General features: G+C 42.3%; 20 protein-coding genes and 1 pseudogene. 5 read left to right on the top strand and 16 right to left on the bottom strand.

The genetic code is table 11. The annotated features are described in order from the left end of the window. Positions 1-117: pseudogene (locus tag GSF08_RS11330) on the top strand (IS30 family transposase); the annotation flags it as partial. 131 nt (positions 118-248) lie between these two features. Here GSF08_RS11330 and guaA read toward each other — a convergent pair. The 3 genes from guaA to GSF08_RS11315 all read right to left on the bottom strand — a co-directional run bounded on the left by guaA (position 249) and on the right by GSF08_RS11315 (position 3,000). Continuing rightward, the gene (guaA, locus tag GSF08_RS11325) at positions 249-1,781 is read right to left on the bottom strand and encodes a glutamine-hydrolyzing GMP synthase (protein ID WP_249806128.1); all 1,533 of its coding nucleotides are present in this window, start codon (positions 1,779-1,781) and stop codon (positions 249-251) included. 82 nt (positions 1,782-1,863) lie between these two features. Then, positions 1,864-2,547 carry a YjjG family noncanonical pyrimidine nucleotidase gene (locus GSF08_RS11320; RefSeq protein ID WP_160625905.1) on the bottom strand — a complete coding sequence of 228 codons (684 nt, stop codon included), beginning with the start codon at positions 2,545-2,547 and terminating at the stop codon, positions 1,864-1,866. A gap of 9 nt (positions 2,548-2,556) precedes the next feature. Next, complete coding sequence (locus tag GSF08_RS11315; RefSeq protein ID WP_160625904.1) at positions 2,557-3,000, bottom strand: PaaI family thioesterase; 444 nt, start codon at positions 2,998-3,000, stop codon at positions 2,557-2,559. A 237-nt stretch (positions 3,001-3,237) separates the two neighbouring features. Here GSF08_RS11315 and GSF08_RS11310 point away from each other — a divergent pair, with 237 nt between their 5' ends. Continuing rightward, entirely contained in the window at positions 3,238-5,079 is a 1,842-nt protein-coding gene (locus tag GSF08_RS11310) for a glycerophosphodiester phosphodiesterase (RefSeq protein ID WP_160625903.1), read from the top strand. Between the two features lie 91 nt (positions 5,080-5,170). Continuing rightward, complete coding sequence (locus GSF08_RS11305) at positions 5,171-5,782, top strand: xanthine phosphoribosyltransferase (protein WP_160625902.1); 612 nt, start codon at positions 5,171-5,173, stop codon at positions 5,780-5,782. Here the strand turns inward: GSF08_RS11305 and GSF08_RS11300 are convergent. Both GSF08_RS11300 and GSF08_RS11295 read right to left on the bottom strand, forming a co-directional pair. Next, positions 5,744-6,217, bottom strand: a complete 474-nt coding sequence (locus GSF08_RS11300) for an LURP-one-related/scramblase family protein (protein WP_160625901.1) — start codon at positions 6,215-6,217, stop codon at positions 5,744-5,746. The genes GSF08_RS11305 and GSF08_RS11300 overlap by 39 nt on opposite strands. After that, a complete protein-coding gene (locus tag GSF08_RS11295; protein ID WP_160625900.1) occupies positions 6,214-6,660 on the bottom strand; it encodes a PaaI family thioesterase in 447 nt (148 codons plus the stop codon). Before GSF08_RS11295 ends, GSF08_RS11300 begins: the two co-directional genes overlap by 4 nt. Positions 6,661-6,899: 239 nt before the next feature. Here GSF08_RS11295 and GSF08_RS11290 point away from each other — a divergent pair, with 239 nt between their 5' ends. Beyond that, the gene (locus GSF08_RS11290) at positions 6,900-7,307 is read left to right on the top strand and encodes a C-GCAxxG-C-C family (seleno)protein (protein WP_160625899.1); all 408 of its coding nucleotides are present in this window, start codon (positions 6,900-6,902) and stop codon (positions 7,305-7,307) included. A gap of 184 nt (positions 7,308-7,491) precedes the next feature. Here GSF08_RS11290 and rlmD read toward each other — a convergent pair whose 3' ends face one another. From rlmD to GSF08_RS11235, 11 genes are all read right to left on the bottom strand, one after another. Continuing rightward, complete coding sequence (rlmD, locus tag GSF08_RS11285; RefSeq protein ID WP_160625898.1) at positions 7,492-8,808, bottom strand: 23S rRNA (uracil(1939)-C(5))-methyltransferase RlmD; 1,317 nt, start codon at positions 8,806-8,808, stop codon at positions 7,492-7,494. Between the two features lie 86 nt (positions 8,809-8,894). After that, complete coding sequence (locus tag GSF08_RS11280) at positions 8,895-9,710, bottom strand: YhjD/YihY/BrkB family envelope integrity protein (protein WP_160625897.1); 816 nt, start codon at positions 9,708-9,710, stop codon at positions 8,895-8,897. A gap of 9 nt (positions 9,711-9,719) precedes the next feature. Then, positions 9,720-10,205 carry a DUF4358 domain-containing protein gene (locus GSF08_RS11275; RefSeq protein ID WP_160625896.1) on the bottom strand — a complete coding sequence of 162 codons (486 nt, stop codon included), beginning with the start codon at positions 10,203-10,205 and terminating at the stop codon, positions 9,720-9,722. 125 nt (positions 10,206-10,330) lie between these two features. Next, entirely contained in the window at positions 10,331-10,720 is a 390-nt protein-coding gene (locus GSF08_RS11270) for an Inorganic pyrophosphatase (RefSeq protein WP_160625895.1), read from the bottom strand. Between the two features lie 10 nt (positions 10,721-10,730). Continuing rightward, on the bottom strand, positions 10,731-11,753 hold the full coding sequence (locus tag GSF08_RS11265) for an alpha-hydroxy-acid oxidizing protein (RefSeq protein ID WP_160625894.1): 1,023 nt from the start codon (positions 11,751-11,753) through the stop codon (positions 10,731-10,733). Positions 11,754-11,901: 148 nt separating this feature from the next. Further along, positions 11,902-12,336: a thioredoxin family protein gene (locus GSF08_RS11260; RefSeq protein WP_160625893.1), complete on the bottom strand. Its 435-nt coding sequence runs from the start codon at positions 12,334-12,336 to the stop codon at positions 11,902-11,904. A gap of 63 nt (positions 12,337-12,399) precedes the next feature. Then, positions 12,400-14,955: a heavy metal translocating P-type ATPase gene (locus tag GSF08_RS11255; protein ID WP_160625892.1), complete on the bottom strand. Its 2,556-nt coding sequence runs from the start codon at positions 14,953-14,955 to the stop codon at positions 12,400-12,402. Between the two features lie 3 nt (positions 14,956-14,958). After that, complete coding sequence (locus GSF08_RS11250) at positions 14,959-15,318, bottom strand: ArsR/SmtB family transcription factor (RefSeq protein ID WP_160625891.1); 360 nt, start codon at positions 15,316-15,318, stop codon at positions 14,959-14,961. A gap of 109 nt (positions 15,319-15,427) precedes the next feature. Then, positions 15,428-16,561 carry a glycerate kinase family protein gene (locus GSF08_RS11245; protein WP_160625890.1) on the bottom strand — a complete coding sequence of 378 codons (1,134 nt, stop codon included), beginning with the start codon at positions 16,559-16,561 and terminating at the stop codon, positions 15,428-15,430. Positions 16,562-16,641: 80 nt separating this feature from the next. Next, positions 16,642-17,982: an alanine/glycine:cation symporter family protein gene (locus tag GSF08_RS11240; RefSeq protein WP_249806126.1), complete on the bottom strand. Its 1,341-nt coding sequence runs from the start codon at positions 17,980-17,982 to the stop codon at positions 16,642-16,644. A 65-nt stretch (positions 17,983-18,047) separates the two neighbouring features. Beyond that, positions 18,048-18,887 carry a DUF368 domain-containing protein gene (locus tag GSF08_RS11235; protein ID WP_160625889.1) on the bottom strand — a complete coding sequence of 280 codons (840 nt, stop codon included), beginning with the start codon at positions 18,885-18,887 and terminating at the stop codon, positions 18,048-18,050. 146 nt (positions 18,888-19,033) lie between these two features. On the opposite strand from GSF08_RS11235, the gene GSF08_RS11230 reads away from it, so the two are divergent. Further along, entirely contained in the window at positions 19,034-19,756 is a 723-nt protein-coding gene (locus tag GSF08_RS11230) for a transglycosylase domain-containing protein (protein WP_160625888.1), read from the top strand. Positions 19,757-19,851: the final 95 nt, after the last annotated feature.

The raw sequence follows: 19,851 nt of genomic DNA, 5'->3' as shown, positions 1-19,851 counted from the left end.
CAGTATTTAGATGATATAGCATTTAAAATCAATTCAATGCCTCGTAAAATGTTTGACTTTAAAACTCCTTATGAGGTAGAATTTCATAAATTACAATTTGGTGCGGTTGAGATTTGAATAAAGAAAAGAGCTAACAGACATAAAAATCTGTTAGCTCTTTATTTATGAATAATTTTCAGATGTTGTTACGAAGATATTTTTCACTTCAAGAAACCCTGTGTTTATGCGGGTTTCAAGCATTTTGACTACTATTCCCACTCAATCGTTGCCGGCGGTTTACTTGTACAATCGTACACCACTCGATTAATCCCCTTGATCTCATTCACAATTCTTCTTGAAATCCTATCCAACACCTCATATGGAATTCTCGCCCAATCCGCTGTCATCCCATCAATCGAAGTAACAGCACGAATGCCTACCGTATAATCATACGTTCGCTGATCCCCCATAACCCCTACGGAACGCATATCCGGCAATGCCGTAAAATACTGCCAAATTTCCTTATCCAATCCAGCATTGGCAATCTCTTCACGAAGGATTGCATCACTGCGACGCACCAAATCCAATTTTTCCTCCGTAACCTCACCCAGCACCCGAATTGCCAAGCCCGGACCCGGAAATGGCTGCCGATGAACAATCTCATCCGGCAATCCCAGCAATGAACCAAGCTCACGAACTTCATCTTTAAATAAAGTATTCAACGGTTCGATCAACTGGAACTGCATATCTTCTGGAAGTCCGCCGACATTATGATGAGATTTGATCTTCTGCGCCGTTTCCGTACCGGATTCAATCACATCTGTATAAAGCGTGCCTTGCGCTAACCATTTAATGGTGGTCAGCTTCTGCGATTCGGCCTCAAACACCCTGATAAATTCTGTACCGATGATCTTACGCTTTTCTTCCGGATCACTGACTCCCTTCAGTTTTCCTAAAAATAACGCTTTGGCATCAATTTTAATGAGCTTCATGCCAAATCTGCCTTTGAATGTATCCACAACCGATTCCGCTTCATTCATCCGCAGCAATCCATGATCGACAAACATACATGTCAACTTATCACCGATCGCCTTATGCAATAAAGCTGCCACGACCGCTGAATCCACACCACCCGATAAAGCACACAGCACCTCATCATCTTTTACCTGATCCTGAATCAGCTTCATCTGCATTTCAATGAAAGACTGCATGCTCCAATTATTCTTCGCATGACAAACCCCAAATACAAAATTCTTCAGCATATCATTGCCATGTACCGTATGACGTACTTCTGGATGAAATTGAATTGCATAAAATTTACGCTTTTGATCACTCATCATAACAATCGGACAAGTGCTGGTAGCCGCATCAACCTGAAACCCTTGCGGTGCTCTTCCAACCTGATCACCATGAGACATCCATACCTGCTGCCGATGCTCCATGCCCTCCAATAGAGCAGTATCCCCCGTAATCTCAATTTCTGCTTTACCGTATTCCGCATGCTCACAGGAAACGACCTCGCCGCCAAGCTCCTGCGCCATCAGCTGCATGCCATAGCAAATACCTAAAATCGGCAAGCCCAATTGAAAGATCTCATTATCTATTTTAAACGCAGATTCATCATATACCGAATTGGGTCCGCCAGAGAAAATAATTCCTTTAATTTCAGAATCCTTACGAATTTCCGCTGCACTCATTTTATGCGATTTCAGTTCACTGTACACACCCATTTCACGCACCCTGCGCGCAATTAGCTGATTATACTGACTGCCGAAATCTAATACCACAATCTTATCTGCCAAAATGTTGCCCTCCTTTAAAAATAATTATCGATATCATATCACATGCCAGCCTAAGCTGTCATTATTTTTTTATTTTGTCCGCTTACTTTACAATTTCAAGTATTTTCTTTAAATCATCGATCTCATACGTACAAGCCAGCCGTTTTTCATTCTCCTTATGATTGGGATTATACCAACATGTATCAAGTCCGACATTCCATCCGCCCTGCATATCGGACGTTAAAGAATCCCCAATTAACAGTGCTTGCGCCTTTTCAAAATCGGGAATGCGATCAAACACATAGCGGAAATATTCTACCTGCGGCTTCTGATAACCGCTTTCTTCCGAAACAAAAATATCTTTAAAATACGGTTTCAGTTCTGATGCTTCAAACCGTGCATGCTGAACCTTGGCAATGCCGTTTGTCACCAGATAAAGTCGGCAGGTTTTGCTCAACTCACGGCAGATATGCAGTGCATCGGGAAGCAAATCATTCCCTTTTGAAAGATTCTCTATATATACGTTACTGCATGCCCTGCCATCCGCAGCCACCCCCATCTGCTGAAACAACTCCGTAAAGCGTTTCACCTTCAATACCGGCTTGCTCACCTTACCCGCTTCAAAATCAATCCACAGCTGTTTATTGATCTTATGATAAAGTGCTGTCGCCGCATTATTTTTTCCCAATCCATATGCATCCAGTGTTTCTTCTAATGCCTTTTCCTCTGCCTTTTGAAAATCAAACAGGGTATCATCTGCATCAAATAATAATATTGTATATTTCATTACTTTCTCCTATTCATTTAGCGTATACGTACCAACTGCAGTAACTGCCGTTTTGCCGTTTGACTTTATGACGCCCTCACACCGCAGCTGAACCAACCGACGTCCGGCGTGATCGGCCTTTGCCGTAATGATCAACTCATCACCCTCATGAATCGCTCGAATAAAATTCACACTCATTTCGATAGTCGGTGTATGTTTCCCATGTGAATGAGAAAATGCCGCGCACCCCATCGCAATATCAACAGCCGTACATATCATACCGCCGTGCATGGATCCCATTGGATTCAGCTGCCACTTCATCACCGGAAAACAAAGCGTAACTTCAGCCGCTTCCCAATCTACCTTCTCCATTTTAAAATTCATCATGCTGTTAATGGTATCTGATAACCGCATTCGTCGGTTTATAAACGCATCCAGCAGCTGTTCTTTTTCATTTCTGTTTTCTTCTTCCATCTGCATGTACCTCACGGTTTTTATTATACTTTTTTTTGATGAATAAGAAAAGCAGATATACCCCCTTTTCTATTATGCAGCTTCACCTTCAGACAATTAAAAAAAACACATCGTATGATGCCGATACAGTCCTAAAAACACAAGCGATCATTCATGCTATACATGTGATAATTCCCTGATCTTGTGCTAAAATAAAGCAAGCCGCACAATACTAACAGAAGAACAGGAGGCAGTTATATGAAAACCTATATAAAAGATCTTCGGACAATTTTTCAAAGTCTCTTTTTTCAATGGCGAACCCTGCTGCTATTTGAATTTCTATATCGTGTTATCGGCAGTCTGCTGATTTATCCGATCATGAGTTCTCTGATCCAAGACAGCCTTGCCTCTGCCAAGCTTGCTTATCTTGATTTATCAAGTATTTCTATCTGGCTGTCATCTCCCTATACATTACCCATACTACTATTCTGTTTCCTACTGCTAGGCAGCTACATACTCTACGAGATGAGCGTTCTCAGCTATTATTTCCATTGGTCCTTGAAACGTGAATCGTTTACCTTGATCACGCTCATCAAGATAGCCTTTCACAAAATATGGAAAGTCATCAAGCCAAGAAATTGGCTGATGCTTGTTATCATCATGGTATTATTTCCATTGACCTCACTTTCCCTAACCCCGGCTTCGCTCATTCGGTTTCGCATACCGGAATATATTATTGATTTTTTCCAGGAGCAGGGATTCCTCATGTATACATTGTATATTCTGATTATACTCATTCTCAATCTATTGGTTTTTCACATGCTATATGTAGTACCATCCTTTTTATTAAATGATATGAATTTAAAACAGTCATGGCAAAACAGCAGAAAGCTCTTAAAGAAAAATTTTGTTAGGACGCTGCTGTTTTATGCCGCTTGCCTGATTGGTATTTTTGCCTTTTTCCTGCTCCTATACGGTATCATTCTATTACTTTTATTTACTGCTTACTACTTTTTGCCGGACACGGAATCCTCCTTGACAAGTTTTATATTAAACTATATGCAGCTGAAACAAATTGCTTCTTTCGTATTCCATATTGTTATATTCATCATCAGTTTTGCGATCATCACCTATACCTATCATCAAAAAGCAAGTCTTACGATTTGTGAAGAAAAGAAAAAGTGGAAATTTTCCTTTAAAATCATTACGATCAGCTGTCTTGAAATAGCTCTTATAACGTTGGCAATCGGCTTTTATGACGATTATCAAGGCAATGCCTTTGTACAGTATAATATCATGCAGAAGCCAATCGATATCGTTGCCCATCGCGCTGGCTCTATCTTCGCTCCAGAAAATACCATACCGGCTCTTAAATATGCAATTGACAGCCCTGCCAGCTTTGCTGAAATAGATGTTCAGCAATCTAAGGACGGACAGTTATACATTATGCATGATACAAATTTCAAACGAACAGCTGGTGTTGATAAACCTATATGGGAGGTTGATGCCGATGAAATAAACACTTATGACGCCGGCAGTTTCTTTTCTCACGAATTTAAAGGAACAAAGATTCCGACACTTGAAGATATGATCAAGGTATCTGAAGGGAAAATCAAGCTCATGATCGAACTGAAAAAGAACGGTCATGAAAAAGAACTGGAAGAAAAAACGATCCAGTTAATCGAGAAGTATCATTTTGAGAAGCAATGTGTCATCGCTTCCATGGATCTGCCGATATTGAAAAAGGTAAAACAGTTGAATTCTGATCTGCAGACAGTTTATATAGCGCCCATTGCATATGGTAACTATTATGATATTGATTATGTGGATATGTTCAGTGTGGAGGCAACCTTTGTCAACAAGGACATGATCAAAGCTGTTCACGATCTGCATAAAAAAGTTTATGTATGGACTGTAAATCGTGACTATGAGCTTAAACAGCTGCTGGCTATGAATATCGACGGCTTGATAACCGATAATCCTGAACTTGCCTTTTACTATAAACAGCAGGGTAAGCGCGATCTTTTTATCGATGAAATAATCTGTTGGCTGTTCCCTAAAAGCTCTGACAGTCTGACGGATAATAAATCCATCAGATAAAGCAAACAATCATCCCAATGAACAAGAAAGAATTTTGATAAATCGATGTAATGCTCGTATCATTAACAATATGGAAAAGGAGAAAGAGAATATGAAGCTGCTGGAAGAAATGATCCGTAAATACGGAGAAATAAAAAATGATGAGGTTTTACTTGTCGACAGCTTTTTAAATCATCAGATCGATCCCCAACTGATGATGGAGCTCGGAAAGGATTTTGTCCGTCATTTCAAAAACAAAAAGATCACCAAGATTCTGACAATCGAAACAAGCGGCATTGCACCAGCCCTGATGTGCGGATATCTGCTGAACGTTCCGGTTGTCTACTTAAAAAAGAGTAAATCAAAAATCTTAAATGAGGAGCTTTATGAAACGACTGTTCACTCCTTCACAAAAGATATTGATTATCTTATCACCTGTCGTAAATCTTTCTTATCTTCTGATGACTCCATCCTTTTTATTGATGATTTCATGGCAAATGGGGAAGCCTGCCTCGGCGCTATTGATATTATAAAACAGGCACATGCGCAATTAGCAGGCATTGGTATCGTCATTGAAAAAGCATTCCAACAAGGGAATGCCAAAGTTTCACAAGCCGGCTATGAAGTATATAGTCAGGCTCGTATCAGTTCTTTGGAAAAGAACGAAATTCAGTTTATTGATGAATCAGCTGTTCCTCGTACATTTTGCGGCATCGATCGCTAATGCAATCATTACTACATAAATTGCGTTTTCCGGATTATGAATATGCATTTCATAAGTGTCCGTCCAAGATATGACTTCCTTATAAAGGGTTGCTATTTCATTTCCGTCCATATCCCATATGGAATAATCCCATTCCAAAAAATCACCGTCGATCTGCCATCCTTTACAATCCAAATGAAATTGGGGCTTCCAAAAAGTGAGCTCCTTTTTTATTTCTCCTACTTCCTGATCATTCAGTGTAAGTACAAAGCGTGGTAAAAAAGTTAAAATTTCTTCTCTTACCATGCCGATCTCATTACCACGTGCATCAAGAATAACCAGCTTATGCCCCCATGATAACTGACCTTTTACCGTATATACAACATTTTGTTCTTCATCGTATATATCGTAGCAGTCCAGCCATGAAAAAAACCGTTGTTTAAATAGCAGCTTCATGATGCTTTTCCTCTTTTTTCTTCCCCTTTATGATACCGATCACCATCCAAAAAGAACATTGTAAATGTCGCTCGGGTTAAAAGTATATCTTGATCATTAAAAATAAACACCTCATACACTCCGGTCGTTCTTCCGGCAGAGATTTCCTGGGCAATTCCAAACAGCTTCCCTCCCGTACCGGGCTTGATATAATTGATACTGCCTGAAAGGGTGACGCTGTCTCTTCCCGTCGCAAAGCTTGCGGCTCCCGCCGCCGTATCAGCTAATGAATAAAGTGCTCCGCCATGCACATATCCATGAACATTTAATATCTGTTCATCAATCAGCATTTCTACTTTCGCATATCCCTGTTTTACCTCAACTACATGCATATCATTACCTTGCAGATATTGCGAAGATGAATTTAATCGGTTTTTTAATTCTTCCATTGTTTCGTTTTGCATATGAATATCCTTTCCAATTCGACACACCAAAGAATCATGAAATTCTTTTTATGCTTTTTATATATTGATGCTATCTCATTATCAAATATTTTATCATGTTTGAAACAAACTCAACACATGAATTTATCTAAAACCTTATTTAAAACAACGATACGCACAGACAACATGTAAAAGATGAAATCAAACAATTTTGTGATATAATTTCATAGTAGGATTTTATTATGAAAAGAGGTACAGCTATGTTGAAAGAAGCAGCGGTCGCGTATTACAAAAAGGGTTACAACTGTGCGGAAAGCATCATACGAGCGGGAAATGATGTATACGAGCTTGGATTACATGAACACGATATGAAAATGACTGCAGCCTTTGGAGGAGGCTTTCAAATTGGTGACGTATGCGGTGCTTTAAGCGGTGCGGCTTGTGTTATTAGTTCCCGCTATGTTGAATCCAAAGCTCATGATTGTCCTGATCTGCGCGCTCTAACCCAGAAGCTGGTCATTGCATTCCAAAAGCAAATGGGTTCCAGATTATGCAGTCAGATAAAGCCCCGCTTTCATAGTGCAGAACAAGGCTGTGAAAATACCGTTGCGCTCGGCGCGGAAGTTTTAGAACACGTTATACAGGAATGGGACGCCGGTATAAAATAATAAACAATGGTTTATAAAGAATAAATAAAAACCCTAGTTCAGACATTGAATTAGGGTTTTATTCCGCAAAAGACTGTTATACTTATAAACTCTGCTTTCTAAAAGATAACAGGATGTCAAGCATTCATCAATGATAATTATCTGATTCATGAAATATGAAATCATCCTTTTCTTTATTAGATTATTACACTCTAACAAGCTTTACGATACATTCTACATGCTGGGTGTTTGGAAACATGTCAATCGGCACGATCCGCTCCACCTTATAATAATTACACAGTACATCTAAGTTCTTACCTAAGGTTGCCGGATTGCAGGAAACATAAATGATTTCCTTCACCTTACTACGAATCAAACATTCCAGCATCACATCATCCAATCCCGTCCGCGGTGGATCGACAATCACCATATCCAGCTTCCGCTTCTTCGCAATATACGTTAATTTTTCTCCCGCATCCGCACAAATAAACCTTACATTATCCGCTTGATTCATATTTGCATTCTGCGCCGCATTCACCACCGCATCCTTAATGCTTTCAATCCCGATGATTTCCTTCGCCTGATCCTTCAAGTACAGCGATATCGCTCCGATTCCCGAATACGCCTCAACGATCAAATCTTTCGGCCCTTTCACCATTTCCAGAATCGTATGATACAGCTTTTTCGCCTGTTCAGTATTCAACTGAAAAAATGAGCGCGGTGATACCTGCAGCTTCAGTCCATCAAATACAAACGGCAGCCGTGATTCCCCACCCAATAAAATCATTTTCTTCCCAAAGATATCGGGGGTTTTTTTAATTGTATGAATACTCTGCCACAGCGAAACCATACCAGGCAGCGCCATCAATTCCTCGATCATAGATTCCGGCAGTTTATCCTCACCGGTCACCAGCGTCACTTGAAACGCTCCCTCAAATCCACGGATAATCAGGGTTCGAATCCCGCGCTTCTGATGATAATCATAGGTTCTTAATTTATAAGTATTCAGTACCTTCATGATCTGTTTACGCATGTTTTCAATACCCGGCTCATGAATGATACAGTGTTCAATCGGCAAAAAATAATTGGAATTCGGAATATACATACCGCTTTCCAGCACTCCGGTTTCCTTATTTTTCACTATCGGCAGTTTGCACTGATTGCGATATCCGAATGACTGTTCACCGCCAACCATCGGTTCGATTAATCTCGGATTGATCTGCGCATATTTGATCAGCGACTGCTTTAACAAATCCCTTTTATACTCCAGCTGTGCATCAGCATCAGCTATCATCAGTGAACATGCCTGACATCGTCCCTGAACATAACATTTCGGTTTCACTCGATGCTTTGAAAATACTGCAACGCGTTTCATCTTTCCGATCGCATACGTCTTAAACTGCTGTACGACTTCAATATCGACCTCTTCCTCTACCAACGCTCCCGGTACAAATACCGGTTTTTTATTAATGTAACCGATTCCCTCGCCATTGATTCCCATTTTTTCTATTCTGACTCTCATATCTGACCTCTTTCACATTTCTGTGTTCTTTCTACATAACACTTGTAACCATCATACCATACAACATTAAAAAATGGGATGAAATTTCAATCCCATTTAACCGGTAATTTTTTATAAATCCGTTCACATAGCGCATAAAACCGCTTATGCTTCATCGGCAGCATATACTCCTTTTCATAGTAATCATCAAATACAATGTTCAAACAGTAACCCGCATAGAAGACGCTGGATATGATATAAATAACCAAAAGCAGCGCAACCAGTGATGCCAGCGGTCCGTAAATATTCGAATAGGATGTAAAGCGGCGGATCAATAGAAATGATAAGAAGCTGATTACCATGATCGCCGCAGTTGAAAATACCGCTCCGATAAGGCCGAAGCCCAAGGATCGTTTGCGGAAAGATAGTGCTCGATACATTACCACAAAAATTGGTACCATCAGCACGGCTGTAATCAGCGGCAGAATATGTGACAGGATTGATGCCACAACTACCGAACCGACTATCATGACTGCCAGTATAATAAACATGATGATCGATTGTACGCGAATCACCGTTTTGGGAATCTTCACTTCTTCGTGATTGGCACTGATCAAGAGAAAGGAATACACGCTGCGCGATGCCAGCCAGAAGGATAAACACAAAATCACAATCGACGGTATGAAGTCATACTCCTTATTCAAAAACCAGTCAAAAATCGATTCAAACAAAACCACCGGTATATGCAGCATATTCATAACATTAATCAATAACGCCGGTTTCAATAATGCAAAGTTAAACATCATCGCAAATACTACCAATGACGGCGCTATCGCCAATAGTAGCGAAAATGCTAATGAATATCGAAACAGACTGCCCTCAAAGGACGTATATTCCTTATAAAGCTGTTTGATTTTATTCATAGACAGCCTCTAATAGCTTTCCATATAATCTGCAATCGCATCCGCATCCTTCGCAATCACTAAAAAATAATAATTTCCGCACTGGAATGTCTTATGTTTTTTCACCAGCTCATACTGTTTTTTATCAAGCTCTTTCCATTTTGTTTTTAATGACTCAATTCGGTAAGCAACTCCATCCTTTACTTCCTGCATTTTATCATTGGTCACATGAAAAATCGCAATTTCTGTCGCATCGGTTTCCAAAAGTGCCGTTCGTACAGTATATTCCTGCACATCTGTGGAATTGATGTGATACAGATTCTGCAGGCTAGCTGCATCTATGCTGTTATCCTGTAAAATTCCGGCTTTCCAGTCGTTATCGTTTGTTTTTGTATTGATACTGTCCATCAGCTTTGCAATTTCCAGCGAATCATCCTTGCAGGCACCTGCTTTATCTTGGCAGGCCGTCAGTCCCAAAAGCATCAAACAGCAAACTATCAGCATATATTTCTTCATGCAAACCACTCCTTGTATATACTATATGGATATTTTAACCTAAACATACATAAAATGCTATAAACTTAAACAATCAATTTCAATTATCAAATAAAAAGATAAGCGATCGTTTCACGCCTATCTCATTAGTCGTTCTGTCCCCATTCCGGCACTTCATTTCCCCTGCGGATCATGACTGCTTTCTGAAATTCTGTCTGATTCAAAAAGACCAAAATTTCTTCTTCCTCCTCATCAGTACAACCGATCAAAAGCTTTACTTCACAATCCTTTTTCAAAATATCCGCACTGACGATCAACGCCTGCACCAAGGTTGATTTTTTAGAACCGCGGAAGACATCAATCGGAGATTGATCACTGCCCATCGTATCACACAGATATCCGTAATCCACCGGATAGATCAAATTCGAATATTTATAATGGCAGGTATTCTTGGGACGATCGATCACCAATTTACTGGATAAAAATAACGTATCCAGCTTCTGCCAGAAAAAAGCATTATTTTCAAATGATTGCATAAAAACCTCCTCAATCTATAAAACGTACTTTATCACGTGTAATATCCGTGATTTTTTTACAGCCGGTCATCGCCATGGCATCCTTCAATTCTTGGGTAATTTTTTGAAAATAGATTTCCACACCTTCAACATGTCCCCCGATAACCGCCAATGATAACGGTCTGCCGATCAAAACACCGTCAGCACCCAGCGCCAGTGCCTTAAACACATCAGTTCCGCTGCGGAAGGCACCATCCACAAAAATTTTCATACGGCCTTTTACCGCTTCCACAATTTCTTCTAAGACATCCATACCGGAAAGACAGTCATCCAATACTCGTCCCCCGTGATTCGATACCAAAATACCATCAGCGCCGGCAGCCAACGCCTTCATCGCCCCGGCAACACTCAAAACACCTTTCACGATCAATGGCTTTGCCACGAGCTGTTTTATTTCCTGTAAACTATCGACATCTTTAAAGCCGACCGGGGTTGTAGAATTTCTCAGATTAGCCAGTCCCGATGCATCCACGTCAGTCGCTACCGCCAGCACACCGGCTTCCTTAGCAGCTTCTGCGCGCCATGTGAACGCGTCTTTTGACCATGGTTTGATTGTTGGAACTCCCAGACCGCCATGTTTTTTAATGACATCTAACGGATCGGTAAACATCGCATCGATCATGCCGTCACCGGTAAATGCCAGGGTACCGGCTTTCAGGCATCCGTCCACAAGGTATTCCGAATACTCGCCGTCATTCATTTCAGCACCATAATTTTGCTTAATTCCGCTGATCGGCGCCGCGTAAACCGGCAGGGAAACCTTATGACCAAAAAAATCAGCGGATGTGTCCACCTCTTCATTAGAAACGATCGTATCCATGACAAGCAGGATATGACGAAGTGATTCAAAGTTTCTCACAAAAGAAGATCCGCTTCCTTTTCCGCCTACTCCGGGAGTTTCTCCGCGGCAGGCCAATCCATTACAGATCGGGCAGCAGCGACATTTAACGGCCGATGTTTTTGCCTGATTCAGCACTTCGTTCCAGTTTTCCATATCTCATACTCCCTTGTCTGTCTTATCTATTATAATTGTTATGAAACAAATTATCAACTTATTTAAAAAATTTTCATAACAGTTTACATTTGTAACAACTTTATCGTAAAAAAACAGAAACTCTTTGACTAGGTTTCTGTTTTTCCGCTTACTTTTTTTTATCCAGCTGATTGTCAGTTACAAATTCATCAAATTTATCCTTGCTCATAAATCCGCTGAAATGATCCTCGATAACGCCCTTTTTAATATAGTTGATATCCGGCGTTCCGGAGAATTGTAGGAATACCTGCTGTGCTTCCTCAGTGGAAATCTCCTTACCTTCATCATCGATCATCGCTGCATTATAAACGATCACATGATGATTCAATAGATATGTTTCCAGCATTTCTTCCATATCCCGGCAATGTGAACAGGTCGGCATCGTCAGCATTAACAGGAAGGTTTTGTTTTCCTTTTTCATTTTCAGCGCATCGCTGTAATTAATATAGCGCACTTCACCGGCTGAATCATCGCGTTCATAGCTTTTGGAACAGCCGCTCACCAGCATCAACAAGGCAAAACCGCAAATGAGTATTTTTTTCATAATTACCTCCTGGGGAATGTCGTACTTATTATAAACACTTTTTAATGGTTATACAATCTTTTATCAAACCCGCAGGGCGCGCATAGAATTGATGACGGCAATCAGGGTTACGCCAACATCCGCAAAGACACCCATCCACATCGTAGCCATTCCAAAGGCGCTGAGCCCAAGGACCGCGGCTTTGATGCCGAGTGAGAAAATGACATTCTGCCAAAGAATTGCCTTGGTCTTACGGGAGATTACGATCGCTTCACTGATTGCCAACGGGTCGTCCTTCATCAAAACGACGTCCGCTGCTTCGATCGCCGCATCACTGCCGATGCCGCCCATCGCAAATCCAATATCGGCACGGGCGATTACCGGCGCATCGTTGATTCCATCACCAACAAAGGCAAGCTTTCCCGTATCCGGCAAAGATGCAAGCAGCTCCTCTACTTTTTCTACTTTATTCTGCGGTAATAATTCCCCATAGACTTCATCCAGCTTCAGCTGATCCTTGACCGCCTCAACCGCGGCCATGCGATCACCGCTCAGCATAACCGTACGCTTTACTCCGACCTGTCTCAAAGCCGCTATCGCTTCGGCACTGCTTTCTTTCACCTCGTCTGCTATAACAATGCATCCTGCTAGTTTACCATCTATTCCAACGTAGACAGCGGTTCCTGCACTCGGTATTTCCTCAGCCGTGATGTCATGAGCGTTCATCAGCAAAGCATTGCCCAGCAGTACCTCATGCTGATCAATCATCGCACGGATCCCATGTCCGCTCAGCTCTTCACATTCAATAATACGGTTTTTATCAATCGGTTTGCCATATGCTTCCAGAATCGAACGGGCAATCGGATGAGAACTGAAGCTTTCACCATAGGCGGCCAGCTCCAATACCTGCTCCTGATTTTCCGCAATGATTTTCTGTACTCGAAATACCCCTTTTGTCAGTGTTCCGGTCTTATCAAAAACAACGGTATCAATATCTTTTAATGCTTCCAGATAGTTGCCTCCCTTAACCAGAATTCCTTTGCGGCTTGCCCCGCCGATACCGGCAAACAGACCCAACGGAATGGAAACCACCAACGCACACGGACAAGAAACAACTAAGAATGTCAATGCGCGATACAGCCATATCTGGAAAGGATCATTGGTTATAAGCGGCGGGATCACCGCCAACAGTACTGCGGCTGCCACGACCGCCGGTGTATAATAGCGGGCAAATTTCGTAATGAATTTTTCCATCGGCGCCTTGCGGCTGCCGGCATTCTGCACCAGCTCCAGAATCCGCGATACGGTGGATTCATCCAGTTCTCTGGTTACTCGAAGCTCTGCCACCTTGCTTAAATTCACACTTCCGGCCAGCACTTCATCTCCGATTAACAGTTCTCTTGGCAAAGCTTCCCCACTGAGCGCACTGGTATCCAATGATGCGGATTGGGACAGGAGCACCCCATCCAGCGGTACCCGTTCACCGGGCTTCAAGCGAATGATATCATCTACATGAACAAGCTCTGGATCTACCCGTTTTTCTTCTCCGTCAATCAGCAAATTCGCATAATCCACACGAATATCCATCAAATCGGAAATATTTTGACGAGAGCGATTGACAGCGATGGATTGGAACAGCTCACCGACTTCATAGAACAGCATCACCGCAACACCCTCTGCATAATCTCCGATCAGAAAAGCACCGATTGTTGCGACGCTCATCAAGAAATTTTCATCAAACATTTCTCCGCGCAGCACATTGCGTACTGCCTGCCATACAACCTTGCCTCCTGATATCACAAAACTGATCAAAAATAAATAGAAGGCATAGTCCTTTTCCTTAAACATCAGCCCTAAAAGAAAGAAGATCACACCGGCGCACAGTCGCAGCCATGCTTTCGTATGAGGATTTTTAGGTAACGCAGATGTATCGGATACTTCCCGAATAACAACCTCTGGTTCCAGCTGTTTTACTATTTTTTTTACTTCTTTCAAGCTTTCAGCCGAAGCTGTCTGATCCACAAAACGAATTGCCAGCTTCGCCGCAGCGAAGTTGACTGATGCATCTTCTACACACGACAGACCGCGAATGGCTTCCTCCACCTTGGCAGCACAGCTGGCACAATCCAAATTTTGAATTTGATACTGACTGGCTTTGCTGATCTTGTGTCCAGTATGCTCCGCGTGCTCATGTCCGCAGCTGCACGCTTGACTGTCGTGCTCATGGTGATGTCCGCATTCACATTCAGAACCGCTGGCATCGTGTTTATGAGTACAGCATTCATGTTCATGATGCTTTCCGCAACCGCATTCAGCCTCGTGATCGTGATGATGCATATGACCTTCGCCTTCACAATGATCATCAGTTTGATTCCATATATTCTTATCTTCCTTAGTTTTGGCGGCAGTATAACTTCGTTTTCCTTTTAGAATTTCCTCCGCTTGTACTTCCGGCTCCAATTTGTGAATCAAATGAATCATTTCCGCTTCGTCAAAAGAATCAGTAACTTCTAACAGCATCTGTTTATTCACAAAGCTGATCGATGCCTCAGTAACACCGCTTAGCTTCTGAACCTGCCGTTCTATTTTATTTGCACAGTTGGCACAGTCAAGACCGCGTAAATCATATTTTTTTATCATATACTATCCCTCCAATATATGTTCTAATCCAGCGTTAAATATATGCTGAATATGTTCATCATCAAGCGCGTAATAGATATTTTTTCCGCTGCGCCGCGATTTCACCAGCCGATTCGCTTTCAGCACACTCAACTGATGCGAAACCGCTGACTGTGTCATATTCAGCAGCTCACTTAGATCACAGACACAAAGTTCTTCCTGAAATAGTGCACTCAGCAGCTTCAGTCTGGTTGGATCGGCGAACATCTTGAACAGAGCCGAAAGGTCTTCGTATTGCTCTTTCTTGAGCTTATGACTTTTCACCCGTGCTACTTTATCTTCATGGACGTATGTCACGTCACACAATAAACTTTTATCTTCCATGTGCTTACCTCACTTTTACATATGAACATGTATTCATATGTTCATTATATGAAATTTCTGATAAATGTCAATATTGTTTATCCATTTTCGCTCAAAAAAAAACACTTCCTTAGAAATGTTTTATTTTGTCAATCGTATTTATGATCGCAAAGGTTGCGGCTTCCAATTTTGCAGGTGCGTTATCCAGCGCTTGCTGAAAGGTCATCGCCCGATCGGAAATACTGAACAAACCGATAAAGCCAAGCTCATACAAATCCTGATACCCCAGTCCCAGCGCTCCGCTGATACAGATGGTCGGCTTATGGTAACGGTTCGCAACCGTTAAAATACCCACTGGTACTTTACCGAATTTTGTCTGCTTATCCGTTTGACCCTCCCCGGTGATGACCAGATCACAATGAGCTACTTTTTCTTCCAAATTACTGTAACCAAGTAACAGCTTTATGCCCGGAACCATCTTCGCATGAAGCATGCCGATCAAAATCGCCCCGATACCACCGGCCGCACCGCCGCCTTCAAACGTATTGATATCAACCTTTAAATAACGCTGTAGCTGAAAACGATAATTTTCCATCCCCCGTTCAATTTTCTTAATCTGATTGGGATACAGCCCTTTTTGCTTGCCAAATACATGAGTCGCTCCCTGCTCTCCCAGCAGATGATTTGCAACATCACATGCGGCTATCAACTCTACATTCATTTTATGCATTCGATTGAAGTCAATGTAGTGGATCTTTTCCAAGGATAAAGCCTGCGCCGGCAGTGGCTTATGATTTTCATCGAAAAACCGAACCCCCAATGCCATCAGCATGCCCATGCCTCCATCATTGGTGGCAGTTCCGCCCAGACCGATGATAACCTTTTTAACCCCGCGCTTCACCGCGTCCAACAGCACAACTCCTAATCCATAGCTGCAGGCAAACAGCGGCGCCCGTTTTTCACGGGGATACATATTCAGACCGATGATATTGGCCGCTTCCATGACCGCGGTTTGCCCCTGATCGATCAGGGTGTACTGTGCTTTGATTTTTTTCATATAGGCATCAACTGTAGAAACCTCGATCAGCTGACCGCCGCAGGTATCGCAAAATGCTGAAACAGTACCTTCACCGCCATCCGCAATCGTATACTTCCACACCTCATGATGTGGATTCTGTTTTAAAATTCCATTCTCAATATGCTGCGCAACTTCTTTTGAATACATGCATCCCTTATAAGAATCACACGCTACAACAATTTTCATTTTATCACCTCATATCTGAATGAGTACGCTTTTTTCTATTATACCATAGATGAAAGTTGCCGAAACGTACAGATTTAAAGCTATTTACGTAAATAATCATCGGTATAGCGAAGTATGATCCGATACAAAAGGATCAAAGACAAAAGATTCGGTAAGCTCATAAGACCGTTCAAAGTATCCGCAACTTCCCATACCAGATCCAGATGTGCACATGCACCGATTATGATTACCGCTAAAAACAGTATTTTATAAATCAACAGCATGAACGGTGAGGTAAACAGATAGCGAATACACTGCACCGCATAATAATACCATCCCAAAATCGAAGATAAGGCAAACGAAGCAATCGCAAATGCGAATAGTACCCCGCCCCAGTGTCCAAAGCCATCAACAAAACACATAACCGTCATTTGTACTCCATCTAACATACTGCCAAAATACGGTGACGTCATAATGACCATTGCAGAAATTGTACAGATAACAATCGTATCAAAAAACACCTCGAAGATACCCCAGAAGCCTTGCTCGACCGCATTGACATTCGCGACCGAAGCATGCGCAATCGGTGCGCTGCCCATGCCCGCTTCATTGGAAAAAACTCCTCTTGAAATGCCGTAATGCATAGCTTTGGAAATCATATAGCCGCTGGTTCCTCCAACCGCTGATGGCAATGTAAACGCATCTTTGATGATCATTTGAAACGCAGGTCCGATAAATTCCAAACGGGCGGCGATCAAATATAAGGAAGCCCCTATATATAATATGGAAAGAACCGGCACAAAAATTTCATTCACCCGCATGATTCGGCCCGCTTTTCCGATGATAACAATTCCGACTAAGACCGCCGCGCCAATACCGCAGATCATCGGGCTTACGCCAAAGTAGGAATGAAACGTTACCGCAATCGTATTGGACGGAGCCGCATTGCCGATGCCAAAGGATGCAAAAATACATAGCAGGGCAAACAATACCCCTAAAAATTTCATATGACAGCCGTTTTCTAAAGTTGTCATCGGACCGCCAATATAGGTGCCGTCCTTTTCACGGTTACGAAAATGTACCGAAAGGATAACCTCCCCATACTTGATCATCATGCCAAAAAGAGCGCTGATCCACATCCAAAACACCGCGCCCGGACCGCCGGTTGTAATAGCGGTTGCCACGCCGACCACACTGCCGACTCCCAGGGTTCCGGCAAGCGCCGTAGATACGGCCTGAAAAGGTGTGATTCCCTTACTTCGATCTTGCTTGTGAAACAGCGATCCAAGCGTTTTTGAAAAGATCAGTCCGCATTTGCGTAGCGGCAGAAAACCGGTACGGACCGTCAGCCACAGTCCGATCCCCAAAAGCAGCACCAGCATGAACGGTCCCCATACAAAATGATTCACCGCTGTATTGATCATCCAAAGTTTATCCAGCATACGATCCTCCCTCTTTCATATATATTCATACAGAGAAAGAAAAAGTCCCGCTGACAGCAGCAGGACTACGCAATTTTTTCAAGCAGATAAACCAAAAAGCCACCGAACAGAAGTGAGCCGCCGCAAGTGACAATCGTACTGAACGAGTAAGTGACATCAAGCGGTATCAGCACAATCGAACTGGCGATGATTAATCCCAGGATCACACTTAACGTACCGCGGTGATACTTTTTAAGAAAATATCCGGTAAGCTTCGCACTGATGACAATCCCCAACAGGATTCCGATTCCCATGAAGAACAAGGAAATCAGCACATCCAACTGAAATGTTGTAACACTGGCCAAATAAGATTTAAACAGATGATACTGTCCGAAGATCAATAGTACCATCGATCCGCTCACACCTGGTAATAACATCGTTCCTCCGGCAACTGCCCCGCACAGGATCATGATAAGACAGTGCATCAGCGTAATATCAGGAAACGCCGGATTCACATTCCCGCTGCCTGCATCAGGAGCTAGAAATTTAATGACAAAGACAATCGCTGCGCCGATCATCAAAGGAAGCCAAGATATTTTTTCACCCTTGCACTCAGCTTTCATGAACACCGGAATACTGAATGCCACCAGACCGATGAACCAGTAATACGTCTGAGTCGGATAATGATTAAACAAGAACTGAATGATTTTCGCAAAGCCGACCAATCCGATCGCTGCGCCGACCAATACTTGAAACAGAAACAGAATATCCTTCATCCGATCAGGATTATGCCGCTTAAAGATACCGGATATCGCATCCATTACACGGTTAAAGATACCCAGAATAACCATCATGGTGCCGCCGCTTACTCCGGGAATAACATTGGCGATGCCGACTGCGATACCGCCGATGATTGTTTTTACCATATATGTAACCTCCACAACTGTACTCAGTATATCGAAAAATCTTCATGGGGGCAATCAAAATAACAGTTTTGGTAGATTCAACACAGAATTTCCCAAATTTATTTGATGATCTTGTGCTATAATAGCGAACGTTGGAGGTGTGATACGTGAAGAAGCATATTACCTGGAAAAAAGTACTGCTCACTATCTTGATCATATGTATAACGTGGATCACCTCGATCGTATCTATCGGCTTCATACGATACCGTACGCTGATAAGTGAACAGCCGCTGCCGGATAAAATCACTGCGATTCAAAAGAAAAAGACCTATGTGAGAATCAGTGATATCAGTCCGGTGTTTCTCGACGCTATCATTGCGATCGAAGACCCTCCCTTCTATTCCCATCATGGGGTACTATTATCCAATATACTGGAAGCAGGCATTACCAATTTAAAAGAAAAAAAATTAGCCATGGGAGGCAGTACGATCACACAGCAGCTGGCTAAAAATATCTATCTGGATCAGGACAAACACTTTACCCGCAAGACCGCGGAGTTATTCTTTGTCCATGACCTAGAAGGGACACTTACTAAAAATCAGATTCTGGAGCTTTATCTGAACGTAATCTACTTCGGCGACGGGTATTACGGCATTCAGGAAGCCGCACAGGGTTACTTTCATAAATCACCGAGCGAGCTGAATGCGGCTGAAGCGTCGCTGCTAGCCGGACTTCCGCAGGCACCGGCTGTTTATCAGCTGAGCAGCGGCTATAAGGAAGCCAGGATACGACAGAAAGAAGTGCTGAAAGCAATGGTTGAAAATCATATGATCAATGAAGAAGAAAGCGCTGAGATATATAAGAAGAATTTGAATCAGGAGTATTCTTAATAACCCCGTATATTATATAGGAAAGACCATTATGTATAATTCTCGTTAATTATCATAATACTAGGAAAAGAGAATTTTAATGAATAACCATGCAA

The sequence above is a fragment of the Copranaerobaculum intestinale genome (genome assembly GCF_009831105.1).
Lineage (GTDB): Bacteria > Bacillota_I > Bacilli_A > Erysipelotrichales > Erysipelotrichaceae > Copranaerobaculum > Copranaerobaculum intestinale.
Note: the sequence above shows the minus strand (reverse complement) of the source record. Positions and strands in the feature narration are given on the sequence as shown.

Coding starts and splice junctions, on each gene's coding strand:
- GSF08_RS11320 (WP_160625905.1), bottom strand. CDS start 2,547: ATGAAATATACAATATTATTATTTGATGCAGATGATACCCTGTTTGAT.
- GSF08_RS11315 (WP_160625904.1), bottom strand. CDS start 3,000: ATGGAAGAAGAAAACAGAAATGAAAAAGAACAGCTGCTGGATGCGTTT.
- GSF08_RS11310 (WP_160625903.1), top strand. CDS start 3,238: ATGAAAACCTATATAAAAGATCTTCGGACAATTTTTCAAAGTCTCTTT.
- GSF08_RS11305 (WP_160625902.1), top strand. CDS start 5,171: ATGAAGCTGCTGGAAGAAATGATCCGTAAATACGGAGAAATAAAAAAT.
- GSF08_RS11300 (WP_160625901.1), bottom strand. CDS start 6,217: ATGAAGCTGCTATTTAAACAACGGTTTTTTTCATGGCTGGACTGCTAC.
- GSF08_RS11295 (WP_160625900.1), bottom strand. CDS start 6,660: ATGCAAAACGAAACAATGGAAGAATTAAAAAACCGATTAAATTCATCT.
- GSF08_RS11290 (WP_160625899.1), top strand. CDS start 6,900: ATGTTGAAAGAAGCAGCGGTCGCGTATTACAAAAAGGGTTACAACTGT.
- rlmD (WP_160625898.1), bottom strand. CDS start 8,808: ATGAGAGTCAGAATAGAAAAAATGGGAATCAATGGCGAGGGAATCGGT.
- GSF08_RS11280 (WP_160625897.1), bottom strand. CDS start 9,710: ATGAATAAAATCAAACAGCTTTATAAGGAATATACGTCCTTTGAGGGC.
- GSF08_RS11275 (WP_160625896.1), bottom strand. CDS start 10,205: ATGAAGAAATATATGCTGATAGTTTGCTGTTTGATGCTTTTGGGACTG.
- GSF08_RS11270 (WP_160625895.1), bottom strand. CDS start 10,720: ATGCAATCATTTGAAAATAATGCTTTTTTCTGGCAGAAGCTGGATACG.
- GSF08_RS11265 (WP_160625894.1), bottom strand. CDS start 11,753: ATGGAAAACTGGAACGAAGTGCTGAATCAGGCAAAAACATCGGCCGTT.
- GSF08_RS11260 (WP_160625893.1), bottom strand. CDS start 12,336: ATGAAAAAAATACTCATTTGCGGTTTTGCCTTGTTGATGCTGGTGAGC.
- GSF08_RS11255 (WP_160625892.1), bottom strand. CDS start 14,955: ATGATAAAAAAATATGATTTACGCGGTCTTGACTGTGCCAACTGTGCA.
- GSF08_RS11250 (WP_160625891.1), bottom strand. CDS start 15,318: ATGGAAGATAAAAGTTTATTGTGTGACGTGACATACGTCCATGAAGAT.
- GSF08_RS11245 (WP_160625890.1), bottom strand. CDS start 16,561: ATGAAAATTGTTGTAGCGTGTGATTCTTATAAGGGATGCATGTATTCA.
- GSF08_RS11240 (WP_249806126.1), bottom strand. CDS start 17,982: ATGCTGGATAAACTTTGGATGATCAATACAGCGGTGAATCATTTTGTA.
- GSF08_RS11235 (WP_160625889.1), bottom strand. CDS start 18,887: ATGGTAAAAACAATCATCGGCGGTATCGCAGTCGGCATCGCCAATGTT.